The sequence below is a fragment of the Arthrobacter sp. MW3 TE3886 genome, assembly GCF_041262145.1.
In the GTDB taxonomy this organism is placed as follows: Bacteria; Actinomycetota; Actinomycetes; order Actinomycetales; family Micrococcaceae; genus Arthrobacter.
In genome coordinates this window covers 1,112,270-1,127,875 of record NZ_JBGCAN010000001.1, presented here as the reverse complement: position 1 = coordinate 1,127,875, position 15,606 = coordinate 1,112,270, and the positions used below count along the sequence as shown (strand labels likewise).

The 15,606-nt window shown below is 67.3% G+C and carries 12 protein-coding genes; 1 reads left to right on the top strand and 11 read right to left on the bottom strand.

The window, feature by feature from the left end:
- Window positions 1-86: 86 nt before the first annotated feature.
- From ABH915_RS05215 to ABH915_RS05170, 10 genes are all read right to left on the bottom strand, one after another.
- Complete coding sequence (locus tag ABH915_RS05215) at window positions 87-2,162, bottom strand: ABC transporter ATP-binding protein (protein WP_370118540.1); 2,076 nt, start codon at window positions 2,160-2,162, stop codon at window positions 87-89.
- Window positions 2,159-3,892, bottom strand: a complete 1,734-nt coding sequence (locus ABH915_RS05210) for an ABC transporter ATP-binding protein (protein WP_018775905.1) — start codon at window positions 3,890-3,892, stop codon at window positions 2,159-2,161. Before ABH915_RS05210 ends, ABH915_RS05215 begins: the two co-directional genes overlap by 4 nt.
- 278 nt (window positions 3,893-4,170) lie before the next feature.
- Window positions 4,171-6,195 (bottom strand): MDR family MFS transporter, encoded by a 2,025-nt coding sequence (locus ABH915_RS05205; protein WP_370124937.1) that lies wholly within the window; start codon window positions 6,193-6,195, stop codon window positions 4,171-4,173.
- 103 nt (window positions 6,196-6,298) lie between these two features.
- Window positions 6,299-6,784, bottom strand: a complete 486-nt coding sequence (locus ABH915_RS05200; protein ID WP_026266850.1) for a MarR family winged helix-turn-helix transcriptional regulator — start codon at window positions 6,782-6,784, stop codon at window positions 6,299-6,301.
- 247 nt (window positions 6,785-7,031) lie between these two features.
- The gene (locus tag ABH915_RS05195; RefSeq protein WP_370118535.1) at window positions 7,032-8,708 is read right to left on the bottom strand and encodes a thiamine pyrophosphate-binding protein; all 1,677 of its coding nucleotides are present in this window, start codon (window positions 8,706-8,708) and stop codon (window positions 7,032-7,034) included.
- Entirely contained in the window at window positions 8,705-9,784 is a 1,080-nt protein-coding gene (gene speB / locus ABH915_RS05190; protein ID WP_018775909.1) for an agmatinase, read from the bottom strand. Before speB ends, ABH915_RS05195 begins: the two co-directional genes overlap by 4 nt.
- 92 nt (window positions 9,785-9,876) lie before the next feature.
- Window positions 9,877-10,218, bottom strand: a complete 342-nt coding sequence (locus tag ABH915_RS05185) for a P-II family nitrogen regulator (protein ID WP_018775910.1) — start codon at window positions 10,216-10,218, stop codon at window positions 9,877-9,879.
- On the bottom strand, window positions 10,215-11,654 hold the full coding sequence (locus ABH915_RS05180; RefSeq protein WP_370118530.1) for an ammonium transporter: 1,440 nt from the start codon (window positions 11,652-11,654) through the stop codon (window positions 10,215-10,217). Before ABH915_RS05180 ends, ABH915_RS05185 begins: the two co-directional genes overlap by 4 nt.
- 224 nt (window positions 11,655-11,878) lie before the next feature.
- Window positions 11,879-12,727 carry a hypothetical protein gene (locus ABH915_RS05175; protein ID WP_370118527.1) on the bottom strand — a complete coding sequence of 283 codons (849 nt, stop codon included), beginning with the start codon at window positions 12,725-12,727 and terminating at the stop codon, window positions 11,879-11,881.
- Window positions 12,728-12,752: 25 nt separating this feature from the next.
- On the bottom strand, window positions 12,753-13,328 hold the full coding sequence (locus tag ABH915_RS05170; RefSeq protein ID WP_018775913.1) for a helix-turn-helix domain-containing protein: 576 nt from the start codon (window positions 13,326-13,328) through the stop codon (window positions 12,753-12,755).
- 281 nt (window positions 13,329-13,609) lie between these two features.
- On the opposite strand from ABH915_RS05170, the gene ABH915_RS05165 reads away from it, so the two are divergent.
- On the top strand, window positions 13,610-15,133 hold the full coding sequence (locus ABH915_RS05165) for a sodium:solute symporter (protein WP_370118523.1): 1,524 nt from the start codon (window positions 13,610-13,612) through the stop codon (window positions 15,131-15,133).
- 159 nt (window positions 15,134-15,292) lie between these two features.
- Here ABH915_RS05165 and ABH915_RS05160 read toward each other — a convergent pair whose 3' ends face one another.
- Window positions 15,293-15,529 (bottom strand): hypothetical protein, encoded by a 237-nt coding sequence (locus ABH915_RS05160; protein WP_018775915.1) that lies wholly within the window; start codon window positions 15,527-15,529, stop codon window positions 15,293-15,295.
- Window positions 15,530-15,606 lie beyond the last annotated feature (77 nt).

The following is a 15,606-nucleotide window of genomic DNA, read 5'->3' as shown; positions in this document are numbered from 1 at the left end:
CTCCCCAGCGGGGCCGTCCCCAGCGGGGCCGTCCCCCGCGGGGCCGTTCCCGGCGGCTGTGCCCTCCCCGGCGGGGCCTGCGGCGCTCAGCTGTGCACCGCCGTCGCGTCCTCCGCGGAATCCGCCAAGGCGGCGTCCGCGTCCTCGCCGGCGAACTGGGACATGTACAGCCGGTAGTACGCGCCCTGCAGGGCCAGCAGTTGGGCGTGCCGGCCCTGTTCGACGATCTGCCCGTCCTCCATGACAAGGATGGTGTCCGCGTCCCGGATGGTGGAGAGGCGGTGGGCAATGACGAAGCTGGTGCGTTCCGTCCGCAACGCCGCCATGGCCTTCTGGACCAGGGCTTCGGTACGGGTATCCACGGAACTCGTGGCCTCGTCCAGGATCAGCAGCGACGGGTTCGCTACAAAGGCCCGGGCGATGGTGATCAGCTGCTTTTCGCCGGCACTGACGTTGTTGCCCTCTTCGTCGATCACCGTGTTGTAGCCGTCCGGCAGCGCCCGGACGAAGCGGTCCACGAACGTGGCCTTGGCCGCCGCCATGATCTGCTCTTCGGTGGCGTCCAGCTTGCCGTAGCGGATGTTCTCGTAGATGGTTCCGCCGAACAGCCAGGCGTCCTGCAGCACCATACCGACCTTGGCACGCAGCTCTGAACGGCTCAGCCGGGTGATGTCCACACCGTCCAGGGTGATGCCGCCGGCGTTGAGTTCGTAGAAGCGCATCACGAGGTTGACGAGGGTGGTCTTGCCCGCCCCGGTCGGTCCCACGATCGCGACCGTGTGACCGGGCTCGGCCGTGAAGGACAGGTCCTCGATCAGCGGCTTGTCCGGCGTGTAGCTGAAGGTGACGTGCTTGAACTCGACGTGTCCGTCGGTCTTGGCCGGGAGGTGCTCGGTGGCGGTCTCGGCGTCCTGTTCGTCGGCGTCGAGGAATTCAAAGACGCGCTCGGCGGAGGCGACACCGGACTGCAGCATGTTGGCCATGCCGGCCATCTGGCCCAGCGGCTGGGTGAATTCGCGCGAGTACTGGATGAACGCCGTGGCGTCGCCCAGGCTCATGCTGCCCGAGGCCACCCGCAGCCCACCGACGACGGCGATCCCCACATAGCTGAGGTAGGAGACAAACTGCATGACCGGCATGATCATGCCGGAAACGAACTGGGCCCCGAAGCTGGCCTTGTAGAGTTCCTCGTTGCGCTCGTCGAAGCGGGCCAGCATGTCCGCGTCGCGGCCGAACACGCGGACGAGGTCGTGGCCGGAGAACGATTCCTCGATCTGGCCGTTGAGCTCCCCGGTGTTCTTCCACTGGGCGGCGAAGAGCTTCTGGCTGCGGGCGCCAATGATGCCGGCGGCCACCCCGGAGAGCGGCAGGGCGACGAGCGCGATCAGGGCCAGCTGCCAGGACACGATAAACATCATGATCACGATCCCGATGACCGTCAGCGCCGAGTTCACGAGCTGGGCGAAGGCCTGCTGGAGCGCCTGCTGGATGTTGTCGACGTCGTTCGTGACGCGGGAGAGGATGTCGCCGCGCTGGCGGGTATCGAAGTAGTTCAGCGGCAGCTTGTTGAGTTTCTTCTCGGTGTCATCGCGCAGCGTGCGGACCACGCGCATGACCAGCACGTTGAGGACATAGCCCTGGAGCCACAGGAAGATGTTGGCGACGAAGTACATCACCAGCACCACGCTGATGAGGAACGCGAGCTTCTGGAAATCGATGCCCGCGCCCGGCACGACATCCATCTTCGAGAGCATGTCGGCGAAGTTGTCCTGGCCCTGGGAGCGCAGTCCTTCAATGAACTGCTCCTTGGTGGCCCCGGCCGGGAGCTGCTTGCCGACCACTCCGGCGAAGATCACGTCCATCGCCTGGCCCAGGATCCTCGGGGCAATAACGTTGAGGACGACGGCGACCGTCACCATGGCGAGCACGGCGATGATGCCGGCGCGCTCGGGTTTCAGCAGCCCCATGAGCCGTTTGGCCGAAGGCCAGAAGTGCTGGGCCTTCTTGGCCGGCACGGCGCCGAACATGCCGCCGTCGGCCTCGCCGGGCGTGTACTCCTCCTCGAGGAAGTCATCCTCGATCAGGTCGGTTGCGTCCGTCCCGGCTGCTGCCTGGTCGGCTGCGGTGGCCGAAGTGGTGGAGACTTTCTCGTTGGTGCTCATGCCACTGCCTCCGCGCTCAGCTGGGATTCGACGATTTCCTGGTAGGTGCTGGAGCTTTCCAACAGTTCCTCATGTGTTCCGCGGTCCACGATCCTGCCGTTGTCCAGCACGAGGATCTGGTCCGCATCGGCGATGGTGGAGACGCGCTGGCCGACGATGATCACCGTGGCATCGGCCGTCTTGGCCTTGAGCGCCCGGCGGAGCCTGGCATCGGTGGCGACGTCGAGGGCCGAGAACGAGTCGTCGAACAGGAAGACCTTGGGTTCGGTGACGAGGGCGCGGGCGATGCACAGCCGCTGCCGCTGGCCGCCGGAGACGTTGGTGCCGCCCTGGGCGATCCGCGCTGCGAGGCCGCCCTTCTTTTCGCGCACGAAGTCCGCGGCCTGGGCGACGGTCAGGGCCTCCCACAGGTCCGAGTCCGTGGCCTCGGGCTTGCCGAAGCGGAGGTTGTGCTCAATGGTTCCGGAGAACAGGTAGGGCCGTTGCGGCACCATGGCCACGCGCTGCGTGATCTCGGCCCGGTCCAGCTGGGTGACGGGGACGCCGTCGAGCAGGACCTCGCCCGACTCGGCATCGTAGAGCCGCGGGAGCAGGGCCAGCAGGCTGGATTTGCCGGCTCCCGTGGAGCCGATGATCGCCACTGTCTGTCCGGGCTCGGCCGTAAAGCTGATGTTACTGAGCACGGGCGCCTCGGCACCGGGGTAAGCGAAGGTCACGTTGCGGAATTCAACGCGACCGGCCTTGGCCGCCGGCGTCACCGGGGTGAGCGCTTCATGGATGGAGGGTTCGACGTCGAGTACTTCACCGATCCGGTCGGCGCAGACCGAGGCGCGGGGAATCATCATGGCCATGAAGGTGCCCATCATGACGGCCATGAGGATCTGCAGGAGGTACTGGAGGAAGGCAGTCAGCGAACCGACCTGCATCTCGCCGGCGTCGACGCGCTGGCCACCGAACCAGAGCACGGCGGCCGTGGAGATGTGCAGGATCATGCCGATGGCGGGGAACATCAGCACAAACAGGGAACCGATTTTCAGCGAGACGTCGGTGAGGTCCTTGTTGGCCGCGCCGAAGCGCTCGGCCTCGTGGGGTTCGCGCACGAACGCCCGGACCACCCGGATGCCGATGATCTGCTCGCGGAGGACACCGTTGAGCCGGTCGATCTTCTCCTGCATGGAACGGAAGAGGGGCATCAGGCGGACCACAAGGTAGCCCACCACGACGACGAGCAGGGGCACGGACACCCAGACGAGCCAGGACAGGTTGAGGTCCTCGCGCAGGGCCATGAAGATTCCGCCGATGCACATGATGGGCGTGGCCACCATGAAGTTCAGCGCCATGAGCATGAGCATCTGGACCTGCTGCACATCGTTGGTGCCCCGGGTGATCAGGGTGGGGGCGCCGAAGACGTTGACGTCCCGCGCCGAGAAGCTGCTCACCTTGCGGAACACGCCGCGGCGCAGGTCCCGGCCGAACGCCATCGCCGCCTTCGAGCCGAAGTAGACGCCGGCGATCGCGGTGGCCACCTGGATCAGGGCGACGCCGAGCATGACGCCGCCGGTCCGCCAAATGTAGTCCGTGTCGCCGCGGGAGACGCCCTCGTCGATGATCTGGGCATTGAGGCTGGGCAGGTACAGAGCCGCGATGGTCGAGGCCAGCTGGAAGATGACCACAGCCGCGATGTATGGCAGATACGGCTTGGAATAGCGCCGCATGAGGGTAACGAGCATGCCCACGAGTCCTTTAGGAAGGCCGGACGATACGAAGACCGGAAATGAAGTGAGTTGAAAAGCTGATTGAAGACTATCCGTTGGGGCCGACAGCCTTGGCCACCCAACTCTACGAAATCCCCTGCCCGGGTGGAACACGGGACGCTGAAGATCATCCAAACGGTGTAGTTTAGCGGCGGCCGCTGCCTCGCACGCAACCGTCTTGCCGCGCAAAGGGCCCCGCTGCCGCCCCTGGGGGCAGCCGCGGGGCCTCTGCGGTCCGGTGCTGCGAGCCGGCGCTATTGGGTGCGGTGCCGGCCGTGGGTGGCGATGTAGTCGGCAGCCGCGCGCTGCATCTTACGCTGCTTGGCGAGCTGCCGGCGCAGTGCCGTGAGCTCCTCGGCAACCCGGGCCTGTTCGGCGGCGACGGCACGCTGCTCGGCGGCCTGCTCGTGCACGGCGCGCAGCGCGTCCGCCAGCAGCAGCTGCTGCTCCGCGAGCAGCTGCTGGGTCTGGAGCATCACAGGTACGACGTCGGCGGCCTCGGGCCGGTCCTCGGCCACCAAGGTCCGGGTCCGCTGGCGGGCGGCGTCGGGGAAGCGGGATTCGGCGCGCTCCCGGCTGAGCACCTCGATGAATTCCCGGTCCAGGTCCACGATGCCGGTTCCGCCGGCGGACGGAGCTGCCACGGCGGCATCGGTCCCCGTGTTCCCGGTGTCACGGGTTTTCCCGGTGGTTCCGGTGTTCCCCGTGTTGCCCGGCGTCGTCGCCGCGGCACCGGCCATAGCGAGATCCGGGGCGTCCGCTGTGAGTTCGGCGGGTTCCGGCCGGACGTCGACGGTGCGGCGCAGCGGGCGTTCCTTGATGAACAGGATGGCCACCAACGCCACGAGGCCGACAACCGCAGAGATCAGGAAGACCTCGGCGATCGCGTCACCGTAGGCGGCCCGCATGATGTCGCGGATCGGTGCCGGCATGTCTTTGAGGTCCATGCTGGCCCCCGCGGACCCGGCGGGAACCTGGATCCCGGCGGACGCGAGCCCCTCCACGACGAGCTCCTTGACCCGGTTGCCCAGCACTGCGCCGAGGACCGAGACGCCGATCGCCCCGCCGACGGACCGGAAGAAGGCAACAGAGGCACTGGCCGTGCCGATGTCCTTGGCCTGGACGGTGTTCTGGACGGCGAGGACGAGGTTCTGCATCAGCAGGCCCAGGCCGACGCCGAGGATGGCGGTGTAGATACCGGTCAGCCACAGGTCAGTGGTGTGGTCCATACTGCCGGCCAGGCCCAGGCCGCCGATCAGCAAGATGGCACCGGCCACGAGGTACCGCTTCCACTTGCCGGTGCGGCTGATCAGCATGCCGGAGGCAACCGACCCGATCAGGTTGCCGGCGATCATGGGCAGCGTGAGCAGCCCGGCCTCGGTGGGGGTGGCGCCGCGTGCCACCTGGAAGTACTGGCCAAGGAAGGTCGAGGAGCCGAACATGCCCACGCCGACGGCCACCGAGGCGAGGATCGCGAGGGCGGTGGTCCGCTCCGAGATGATCTTGAGCGGGATGATCGGCTGGGCTACCCGGGATTCCACCAGCACCAGCAGGCCCAGGAGCAGGACGCCGCCGCCCACCATGGCCACCGTCTGCCACGACCACCAGTCGTAGTAGTCGGGGTTGCCGGCGAAGGAGACCCAGATAAGCAGCAGGCTGACACCGGAGGTCAACAGGATGGAGCCGAGCCAGTCGATCTTGGCGGGGCGCTTGACGTGCTGGATCTTCAGGGTGACCTGCAGCAGGATCAGCGCGACCACCGCGAGCGGGACGCAGACGAAGAAGGTCCAGCGCCATCCCAGCGGGCTGTCGACAATGAAGCCGCCAAGCAGCGGGCCGCCTGCCGTGCCCACGGCCATGACGCCGCCCATGTAGCCGGAGTACTTTCCACGGTCACGCGGCGGGATCATGGAGCCGATGATGGCCTGGGCAAGGGCGGTGAGCCCGCCCATGGCGATGCCCTGGATGACACGGGCGGTCAGCAGCAGCGGGATGGTCTCGGACAGGCCGGCCATGACGGAGCCGGCCACGAAGATCACGATGCTCAGCTGGACGAGGACCTTCTTGTTGAAGAGGTCCGCGAGCTTGCCCCAGATCGGGGTGGTTGCCGCGTTGGCCAGGAGCGCGGCGGTGATCACCCAGGCGAAGTCCGTCTGGGTGCCCTTGAGCTCGGACATGATGGTGGGCAGCGCGTTGGCGACGATCGTGCTGCTCAGGATGGCGGTGAAGAACGCTGCCAGCAGCCCGGTGAGGGCCTCCATGATCTGGCGGTGGGTCATCGCCACAGGTTCTGCGGCGGTCTGGGATGCGCGGGATGCCCCCTGCGCAAGGTCGGACGGGGCCGGGGACGGCCCTGTGGCGGCGGCGTGGCTAGCCATATATCTACTCCTCAACAATTTCGGTCGTCTTCGTGGGTCCGGCCGTCGTTGCCCGGGCTGAGGTCCTGAGGGACTCAGCAAGTTTTTCGAGGGTGCGCGCCGTCAGTTCGACGTCGTCCTGGCTCCAGTCCCGCAACAGGTCCTGGATGGTGGCCGTCCGCTGGTCCTCGATGACACGCAGCTTCTCCGTGCCGGCGGCGGACAGGGCGATCAGCTGCGCGCGGCCGTCTTCCGGGTCCGGCCGGCGGACCACATAGCCGTGCTCTTCGAGGTCGGCGATGTGCCGGCTGAGGACCGGGGCGCTGACGCCGAGCCGCTCCGCAAGATGCGTGGCACGGGATTCGCCCTCCCCCACAAAGCGCAGAACGCCCTGCAGCGCCACTCCGGTGTCCTGCCCGCGCAGGCTGGCGGCGGCAACGCAGCGGACCGCGCGCTGGAGGTCGAAGATCTGGTACACGAGTTTGGCTGCAGCGTTGGATTCAACTGACATGATGGACACCCCTCTTTTGTTTGCCCAAGGCAACTATATACGAAATTGGTTACTTCGGGAAACTAACTCTCTCGTGGGAGGTGCCGCGCGGCCCCGAAAGGGCGCTTAAATGCCGAACGCGGACCGGCCGGGCCTGCCCCTCGCGTGAGGGGCAGACCCGGCCGGGTCCGCGCTGTGCACTGCTGATTCTGAAGTGCTGCTACTGAAGTGCTGTTACTGCAATGCTGCTGTGTTGTTGAGGTCCCGGCTAGGTTGCCAGGTGGGTGGGGCCGAACATGTGGAGCAGGGTTTCGACGACGACGACGTTGGGGCCGTCCGCGGCGAAGCCCGCCCTCAGGGCGTCCCCGACGCCCTCCGGGGCCACCCGGACGGCCGGGACGCCGAAGGACTCTGCCAGTTTGACGAAGTCGGGCCGGGCGAGCTCGGTGGCCGTGGCCTTGCCGAAGGCGCCCACCATGTATTCGCGCAGGATGCCGTAGCCGCCGTCGTCCACAATCAGCCAGGTGACCGGGACGTTGTGCTGCTTGGCGGTGGCGAGCTCGGAGATGGAGTACATCGCCGAGCCGTCGCCGGAGACGGCCAGCACTCTGGCGTGTCCGGCAGCTGCGCCGGCGGAAGTGCCGGTGGTTTCGAGCCCGACGGCGCCGCCGATCGCCGCGGGGAAGCCGAAGCCCAGCCCGCCGGCGCCCTGCGCAGAGTGGAACTGGCCCTCGCGCGCATCCCAGCAGCTCCAGCCCCAGTAGGCCGAGATGGTCATGTCCCAGAACGTCTGCATGGCCGCGGGAACGGCCTCACGGATGTCGGCCATGAACTTCAGTTCCTTGCCGAGGTCCTGGGACTCGAGGCGGGCCTTGACCTTGGCCAGGGTGTCCTTGACGAGCACCTCGGGAGCCGTGCCGTGCCAGTCCGCGCGTTCGCCGTGCGGTTCGGTCAGGGCGGCGTCGAGGGCGGCCAGGGCCTGGCCGGCGTCCGCCCGGATGCCCAGACCCGGACGGTTGGACTCCAGGACGCGGGGTTCGGCGTCGATCTGGATGATCCGGCCGCGCGGTTCAAAGGTGAAGTAGTTGGAGGTGACCTCGCCCAGGGAGGAACCGATGACGATCAGCACGTCGGCGTCCTCGAGCACCTCCGTCATGTACTGGTCCTCGATCCAGGACTGCAGCGAGAGCTCATGGTTCCAGGGGAACGCGCCGTTGCCGCCCGGGGTGCAGATCACCGGCGCCCGCAGCTTCTCCGCAATCGAGAGCAGCGACTTTTCGGCCCGGCCGCGGCGGGTGCCGCCGCCGGCGATGATGGCGGGACGTTCCGCCGTCGAGAGCCATTTCACGGCTTCGCGGACCAGTTCCACGCGGGGCGGGTTGTCGGCCGCTTCGGCGAGGGCGTCCTCCACGGGAGGCACCATGATGGGGTCCAGCAGGACGTTCTGCGGGATTTCGAGCCACACGGGGCCCTGCGGCGAGGAGATCGCCTCGGTCCAGGCATCCTGGATGGCCGAGGGGATGCCGGAGGCGTGCTGGATCAGCCGCTGGGATTTGGTGACGTTCGCGGCCGAGGCCTTCTGGTCATCGAGCTGGTGCAGCATGCCCTTGCGCCGGGCGCCGAGGCCCTCGAGCGGGATCTGGCTGGCCACGACCACCATGGGAACGCCGGTGGCGTAGGCCTCCTGCAGCCCGGCCAGGGACGTCAGCGCGCCCGGACCGGTGGACAGGAACAGCACGCCGACCTCGCCGGTGGCGCGGGAGTAGCCGTCCGCGGCGAACGCCGAGTTGTTCTCGACCCGGGAGGAGACGAAGTGCAGGTTCCCGCGGCCCATCGCATCGAACAGGCCCAGGGCGTGCTGGCCCGGGATGCCGAAGACCGTCTTGGCGCCGAGCGCCTCAAGGGTCTCGACGACGAGGTCCCCGCCGTTGCGCACGCCGGTCATCGTGATGCCACCGGCGAAGCCACCGGGGAGCCGAAGCCGGCGGTGCGGCGCGATTCCTGGCCGAGGGCCTGGGCCGCGTAGCCGTTCGGGGCGCCGAAGCGGTCCCCTTCGACGGCGCGGTCCGCCATCAGCGTCACGAGTTCGTAGGCGACGTGGCTTGCCGCCACGCCGGTGATCTCGGCGTGGTCGTACGCCGGGGCAACCTCGACGACGTCGGCACCGACGAGGTTCATGCCGCGGAACCCGCGGATGATTTCCAGCAGCTCGCGGCTCGTGATGCCGCCGGCTTCCGGCGTGCCGGTGCCGGGGGCGTGCGCGGGGTCAAGGACGTCGATGTCCACCGAAATATAGAGCGGGCGGTTGCCGATCCGATCCCGGACCTTGGCGACCGTCTCCAGGACGCCCTGGTAGTAGACGTCGGCGGAGGTGACGATGCCGAAGCCGAAGCGGTGGTCGTCGTCGAGGTCCTTCTTGCCGTAGAGCGGGCCGCGGGTGCCGATGTGGCTGATGGCCTCGGTATCCAGGATGCCTTCCTCGACGGCGCGGCGGAAGGGTGTGCCGTGGGTGTACTCGGCGCCGAAGTAAGTGTCCCAGGTGTCCAGGTGCGCGTCGAAGTGCAACATGGCGATGGGCCCGCCGGCGCGCTCGGCGGCGGCGCGCAGCAGCGGCAGGGCGATGGTGTGGTCGCCGCCGAGGGTCACCAGCTTGCTGCCGGTCGCCGTCAGGTCCAGGGCGTTCTGCTGGATGGTTTCGATGGCGTCGTTGATGTTGAAGGGGTTGACCGCCATGTCGCCGGCGTCGGCAACCTGGATGTTCTCGAAGGGGCTGACGTCCCACGCCGGGTTGTACGGGCGCAGCAGGCGGCTGGCCTCGCGGATGTGGTTGGCCCCGAAGCGGGCGCCGGGGCGGTAGGAGACGCCGGTGTCGAACGGCACGCCGACCACCGTGACGTCTGCCTTGGCCACCTGGTCCAGGCGCGGCAGGCGGGCATAGGTGGCAGCCCCGGCGTAGCGTGGGACGCGGGATGAATCGATGGGGCCAAGGTTGCCATTGGCCTCGATGCGCAGCTCTTCCAAAAGAAGCCTCTCCTTCGAGGATTGACCGACGGTTGTGACACCCATCATACACTCGAAGTTTCGTATTGCGCATCATTTGTTTACCAACCGCTTCACGCGATGGCCGAGGCGCCCCGCTCCCCTGTCCGGACGCGGACGGCGTCGCGCACCTCGATAATCCAGATCTTGCCGTCGCCGAAGCGGCCCGTGCGCCCGCCCTCTTCAACGGCCGCCATGACGGCGCCGAGGGCGTCCTCTTCGACCAGGACTTCCAGCCGCACTTTGGGCAACAGGTCCGAACTGTATTCGGCGCCCCGGTACACCTCGGTATGGCCCCGCTGCCGGCCGTAGCCGCTGGCCTGGCTCACGGTCAGGCCGTTGACTCCGGCCCGTTCCAGGGCCGCGCTGACGGCGGCGACCCGCTCCGGCCGAACAATGGCCGTGACGAGCTTCATGACGACACCCTGCCGCGGACGGCCTCACCTTCGGCCCCGGCCTGGGTCTCGGCCTGGGCTTCGGCCTGGGTCCCGGCGTGGGCGTGGGCCGCGGCACCATCAGTCCGGGCATGCGGGTCACCGGGGTGGAAGCTGCCGCCGACCATGAGGAGTTCGTAGGCTGTTTCGGCGTGCTCCGTCACGTCAATGCCGGAGAGCTCGTCGGCCTCGGAAACGCGCATGCCGATGCTCTTGTGGATCGCGAAACCAATCAGCGTGGTCATGGCGGCGCTCCATGCCGTGACAATCAGGGCGGTGAGAATCTGTGGCCAGAACTGCGCCAGGCCACCGCCGTAGAAGAGGCCGCCGGCCGTCTTGGCGGACGGCAGCGCGAAGAATCCGAGGGCCAGGGTCCCCCACAGGCCGCCCACGAAGTGCACAGCCACGACGTCCAGGGAGTCGTCGAGCCCGATCTTGAACTTCAGCCCGACGGCGAGCGCGCAGACGGCTCCGGCGATTGTGCCGATCAGGATTGCCCCGACAGGGTCGACGAACCCACAGGCCGGGGTCACTGCCACGAGTCCCGCGACGGCACCCGAGGCGGCTCCGAGCGAGGTGGCATGCCCGTCGCGCAACCGCTCCACGAGCAACCAACCCAGCAGGGCGGCGCAGGTGGCAAGCAGCGTGTTCATCCAGGCCAGGGCGGCCGTGGCGTCGGCAGCGAGTTCCGAGCCCGCATTGAACCCGAACCAGCCGAACCAGAGCAGCCCTGCGCCGAGCATGACGAAAGGCAGGTTGTGCGGGCGGATGTTGGGGTCTTTCATGAAGCCGAGCCGCTTGCCCAGAACCACCGCCAGCATGAGCCCGGCTATGCCGGCGTTCATGTGGACCACCGTGCCACCGGCGAAGTCGAGGGCTGAGATCTTGCTGCCAATGATGCCGGTGGGCCCGAACAGGCCGCCGCCCCAGACCCAGTGCGCGATCGGCGCGTAGACGAGCGTGACCCAGAGGGCGGCAAAGAGCAGCCAGGGTCCAAACCTGACGCGCTCGGCCACCGCCCCACTGATCAGCGCGACAGTGATGATGGCGAACGTGGCCTGGAAGCCGACAAATATCATGTCCGGCAGTCCTGGCGCTTTGGTGCCGATGCTGGTGGTCAGCCCGCTCAGGCCGAAATTAGTGAAGGGATCCCCAACGAATCCGCCCAGCGCATCCGGGCCGAAGGCCAGTCCGTAGCCCCACAGGGCCCAGACGACGCCCACCACGCCCATGGCGCCGAAGCTCATCATCATGATGTTGAGGACGGACTTCATCCTGACGAGCCCGCCGTAGAAGAACGCAAGTCCGGGGGTCATCAGGAGGACCAGGGCGGACGCCGTGAGCATCCACGCGGTCGATCCGGGGTCAAGGACCTGCGGATCTACTGCCATTCCTACTGCAAGCACAGAGAACTTCATAGCGGGAGCCTTCCTCGAGTGCCGGCGCTCCGAGGGCGCCGATTCGGCGAGACCATGTCACCTTGGGACAGTTGTACGTCCCCCCGCGGATGACGCTACCCACGGCGTGTTTCGGGAAGGCTTTCCGATTCTTGCCGGCACGTTACGCGGTGGCTCTGGGCATTAATTTGCCGTTTCCGGCAGATTGCCGGAATGTGACGTACATCTCACCAAGGGCCCGGGGGTCAGTTGTACTTGAGAGTGAGCAGCAGGCGCTTGAGCTGGATGTACTGCTCCGTGGTCATCCAGGCCTTGGCAGCGTCGACGGAGGCAAACGCCGGGCTGCCGAAGAGCACCTTGGCTTCCGCCCCGCCGTTTGCGAAGCTGACATAGGCGGAGCCGGAGTCAGCGACCCCGGGCGCGAAGTCACGTTCCTTGCGGACGCTCATGTGGAAATCGGACTGGTCAGCAATGGAATCGAATGCGAAGCCGAAGGCCAGCTGTTCACCGTCCACATCCTTTAGCCCCGGCACCGGAGCGGTGTCCAGCACGGTACGGGCCACCGGGCCGGAGGCGTTGCTGGCACTGGTGCTGCTGATGATGGAAGCCAGTTCGTTGCCGGTGGCGTCGGCGATGACCGCCTGCACGCCCCGCAGCTTGGTGGCGTCCTCGGGTGAGCCCACCAACCGGATGGACCAGCCGTTCGGGTAGGAGAAGGAAAGGTGCCCGTCCGGGAAAGTGAAGGTTTTCACGCCGGCCACGGCACTGGCCGTCGGCGTGGCCGCGGCGGGGGTGCCGGAGGCGCTGGAGGTCGGCGCGGGCGTGGCCGAAGCGGCGGTGGACGCGGCTGTGGCGGCCGGGCCGGATTCCTGCTGCGCCGGGGCCGCAGTTTCGCTGGCGGGGCCGCTTGCCGTTTCGCCGGCACGCTGGCCCGCTGCGGCGCAGGAGCTAAGGCCAAGGGCAACCGCGAGCGCGGCGGCCAGGGCCAGGGACAGAAAGACGTTGTTGTTGCGGTTCATGGATCCCCCAGTTGATGACGCGAGCGGCTTGCGCCCGTCCTGTGGTGCCGGATTGCGCCGTGTGGATACGTTCATGGTGGTTATTGTTGCGGTCCTGCCCTCAGCGGCTGGCGGCGGGTACCAGCACCCACAGCACCTCGACGGCGTCGTCGGTGGGATTGACCCAGGTGTGGGGTTCCCGGCCGGGGAACGTTACAGTGTCTCCGGTGCTGAGCTCGAATTCCTCATTCGTGAGGATCAGGCGGATGCTTCCCTTGACCACATGCAGGACGTCGACATCGCAGTCCACAGCATAGAGTTCGGACTCGCCGCGCCCGCGCGGCTCGATCACGGCCTGGATGATCTGGACGCGGCGCTCGGACCGGGCGGTCAGCAGCCGCTCGACGATCCCCTCGCCGCCGAGGGAGATTCGAGGACCCTCATTCTGCTTCGTGAGGTGCGTTTCGGGGGCGGCAAAGAGGTCGCCAATGGAGATGGAAAGAACCTGGCACAGCGTTACCAGGGAGGCAACCGAGGGCGAGGTCAGGTCCCGCTCGACCCGGCTGAGGAATCCCTTGGTGAGCCCGGTGGCGTCTGCGACCTGTTCAATGGTGAGCCGCTGGGACTGCCGGGCGGCGCGGATCCGCGAACCGATGGCAACGGGAACATTGCTCGGTTCAACTGGTAGTGCCTTCATTTAGGAACCTTTCACGGCCGGCCGCTTGGCCCCATTATTGGAGCAATCCTAGCGGGAGCGGGCCTTCGTGACGCGGAGGCGGCGGCACCACGCCCTGCGCCTTGACTGTTACCGGAGTCACAGCATACTCTTCTGGGCAACATGTGTTGCCTATAGGGCAAAACCGGAGGTTCCGACGGAAATCCTCCTCTATCCACGTCACGCAGCAGCAGCCTTGCCGACCATTCTGTTGAGGCCCGGCAAGCCCGCATCCGCTGCCAACCCGCTCCAAGGAGCCTTTAATGGACGCAACTTTCGTCAACATCGCAATCGTGGTGGTGTACCTGGCCGCCATGCTGGCGTTCGGGTGGTGGGGCAAGTCCCGCACCAAGAACAATAGCGACTTCCTCGTCGCCGGCCGCCGCCTCGGCCCGTTCCTCTACACCGGCACCATGGCCGCCGTCGTCCTGGGCGGCGCGTCGACCGTCGGCGGTGTGGGCCTGGGCTACAAGTTCGGCATCTCCGGCATGTGGCTCGTCGTCGCAATCGGCGCCGGCGTCCTGCTGCTGAGCCTGCTCTTCGCCAGCACCATCCAGAAGCTGAAGATCTACACCGTCTCCCAGATGCTGACCCTGCGCTACGGCAGCAACGCCACGCAGACCTCGGGCATCGTCATGCTCGCCTACACGCTGATGCTCTGCGCCACCTCCACGGGCGCCTACGCCACCATTTTCGTGGTGCTCTTCGGCTGGGACCGCGCCGTCGCGATCGCCGTCGGCGGGGCAATCGTGCTGGTGTACTCGACCATCGGCGGCATGTGGTCCATCACGCTGGCCGACCAGGTCCAGTTCGTCATCAAGACGGTCGGCATCTTCTTCCTGATGCTGCCGTTCACGCTCAACGCCGCCGGCGGCCTCGACGGGATCCGCAGCCGGGTGGACGCCACGTTTTTCCAGATCGACGGCATCGGCGCCCAGACGATCATCACGTACTTTGTGGTCTACACCCTCGGCCTGCTGATCGGCCAGGACATCTGGCAGCGTGTGTTCACCGCCAAGACGCCTGAAGTTGCGCGCTGGGGCGGCGCGACAGCCGGCATCTACTGCATCCTCTACGGCGCAGCCGGCGCCCTGATCGGCCTCGGCGCCCGGGTGGCCCTGCCGCAGATCGACGTCAAGGCCCTGGGCAAGGACGTTGTCTACGCCGAGGTCGCCACCCACCTGTTGCCCATCGGCATCGGCGGCCTCGTGCTGGCCGCCGCCGTCGCTGCCATGATGTCCACCGCCTCCGGTGCCCTGATCGCAGCCGCCACCGTGGCCCGCGCCGATGTGCTGCCGTTCGTTGCCGGCTGGTTCGGCAAGACCGTCAACACCGATGACACCGACAACCCGGAACACGACGTCAAGGCCAACCGCATGTGGGTCCTGGGCCTGGGCATCGTGGCAATCGTGATCGCCATCGTCACCAAGGACGTTGTCGCGGCCCTGACCATTGCCTACGACATCCTTGTCGGCGGCCTGCTGGTGGCCATCCTCGGCGGTCTGGTCTGGAAGCGCGGCACCGGCGTCGCCGCCGCGGCGTCCATGGCGGTCGGCTCGGTCATCACGCTCGGCACCATGATCATCCTGGAAGTCAACGCCGAGGTTCCGCTGGACGGCATCTACGCCAACGAGCCGATCTACTACGGCCTGGCGGCTTCCGCGGCCGTCTACATCGCCGTGTCGCTGCTGACCAAGCCGACGGATCCCGCGGTCATGCAGAACTGGCGCCGGCGTGTCGCCGGCGGCGCGGCCGAGGAAGACAAGGCCCCGGCCCTCACGCACTAGGGCCCTCACGCACTAGGGCCCTCACGCACTAGGGTCTTGACCGGTCCGGGTCCTGACCGCGAGTTGCAGGTCGACGGCGGCGCTCCCCACGCGGGGGCCCCGCCGTCGGCCTTTGGGCCATTTATTCGGCTTCGGGCTATCTAACGGGCCGCGGGAGAATCACTCGTTTTCCTCAGTGGCAAGGAATTCTTCCCCCTCCAGGGGCACCACCGGCGTCTCGTCGCCCAGGAAGTCGTCCGCGTCCAGGGGAACGAGCCGATCGGCCTCTTCGAGAAGCTCCTCGTCCTCGGTCTCCGCGGCATCACTGACGGGCGCGTCCTCGGCGTAGTCGTAGGCGGGATCGGACTCGAGGGAGTCCCGGGCCGGCTGGATGGGATGTGATGCGGTGCTGTCCATGGTGCAACCTCCATGCGGCTTCGGCGGCGGCAGGGCCCCGGGGAGCCCGCCCTGGGTTTCATTCGAACACCGCGGAC

Bases quoted from the DNA above. Each gene is read 5' to 3' on its own strand.
- ABH915_RS05165 (WP_370118523.1), top strand. From the start codon at position 13,610: ATGGACGCAACTTTCGTCAACATCGCAATCGTGGTGGTGTACCTGGCC.
- ABH915_RS05185 (WP_018775910.1), bottom strand. From the start codon at position 10,218: ATGAAGCTCGTCACGGCCATTGTTCGGCCGGAGCGGGTCGCCGCCGTC.
- ABH915_RS05195 (WP_370118535.1), bottom strand. From the start codon at position 8,708: ATGACCGGCGTGCGCAACGGCGGGGACCTCGTCGTCGAGACCCTTGAG.
- ABH915_RS05170 (WP_018775913.1), bottom strand. From the start codon at position 13,328: ATGAAGGCACTACCAGTTGAACCGAGCAATGTTCCCGTTGCCATCGGT.
- ABH915_RS05175 (WP_370118527.1), bottom strand. From the start codon at position 12,727: ATGAACGTATCCACACGGCGCAATCCGGCACCACAGGACGGGCGCAAG.
- ABH915_RS05160 (WP_018775915.1), bottom strand. From the start codon at position 15,529: ATGGACAGCACCGCATCACATCCCATCCAGCCGGCCCGGGACTCCCTC.
- ABH915_RS05215 (WP_370118540.1), bottom strand. From the start codon at position 2,162: ATGAGCACCAACGAGAAAGTCTCCACCACTTCGGCCACCGCAGCCGAC.
- ABH915_RS05200 (WP_026266850.1), bottom strand. From the start codon at position 6,784: ATGTCAGTTGAATCCAACGCTGCAGCCAAACTCGTGTACCAGATCTTC.
- ABH915_RS05205 (WP_370124937.1), bottom strand. From the start codon at position 6,195: ATGACCCACCGCCAGATCATGGAGGCCCTCACCGGGCTGCTGGCAGCG.
- ABH915_RS05210 (WP_018775905.1), bottom strand. From the start codon at position 3,892: ATGCTCGTTACCCTCATGCGGCGCTATTCCAAGCCGTATCTGCCATAC.
- ABH915_RS05180 (WP_370118530.1), bottom strand. From the start codon at position 11,654: ATGAAGTTCTCTGTGCTTGCAGTAGGAATGGCAGTAGATCCGCAGGTC.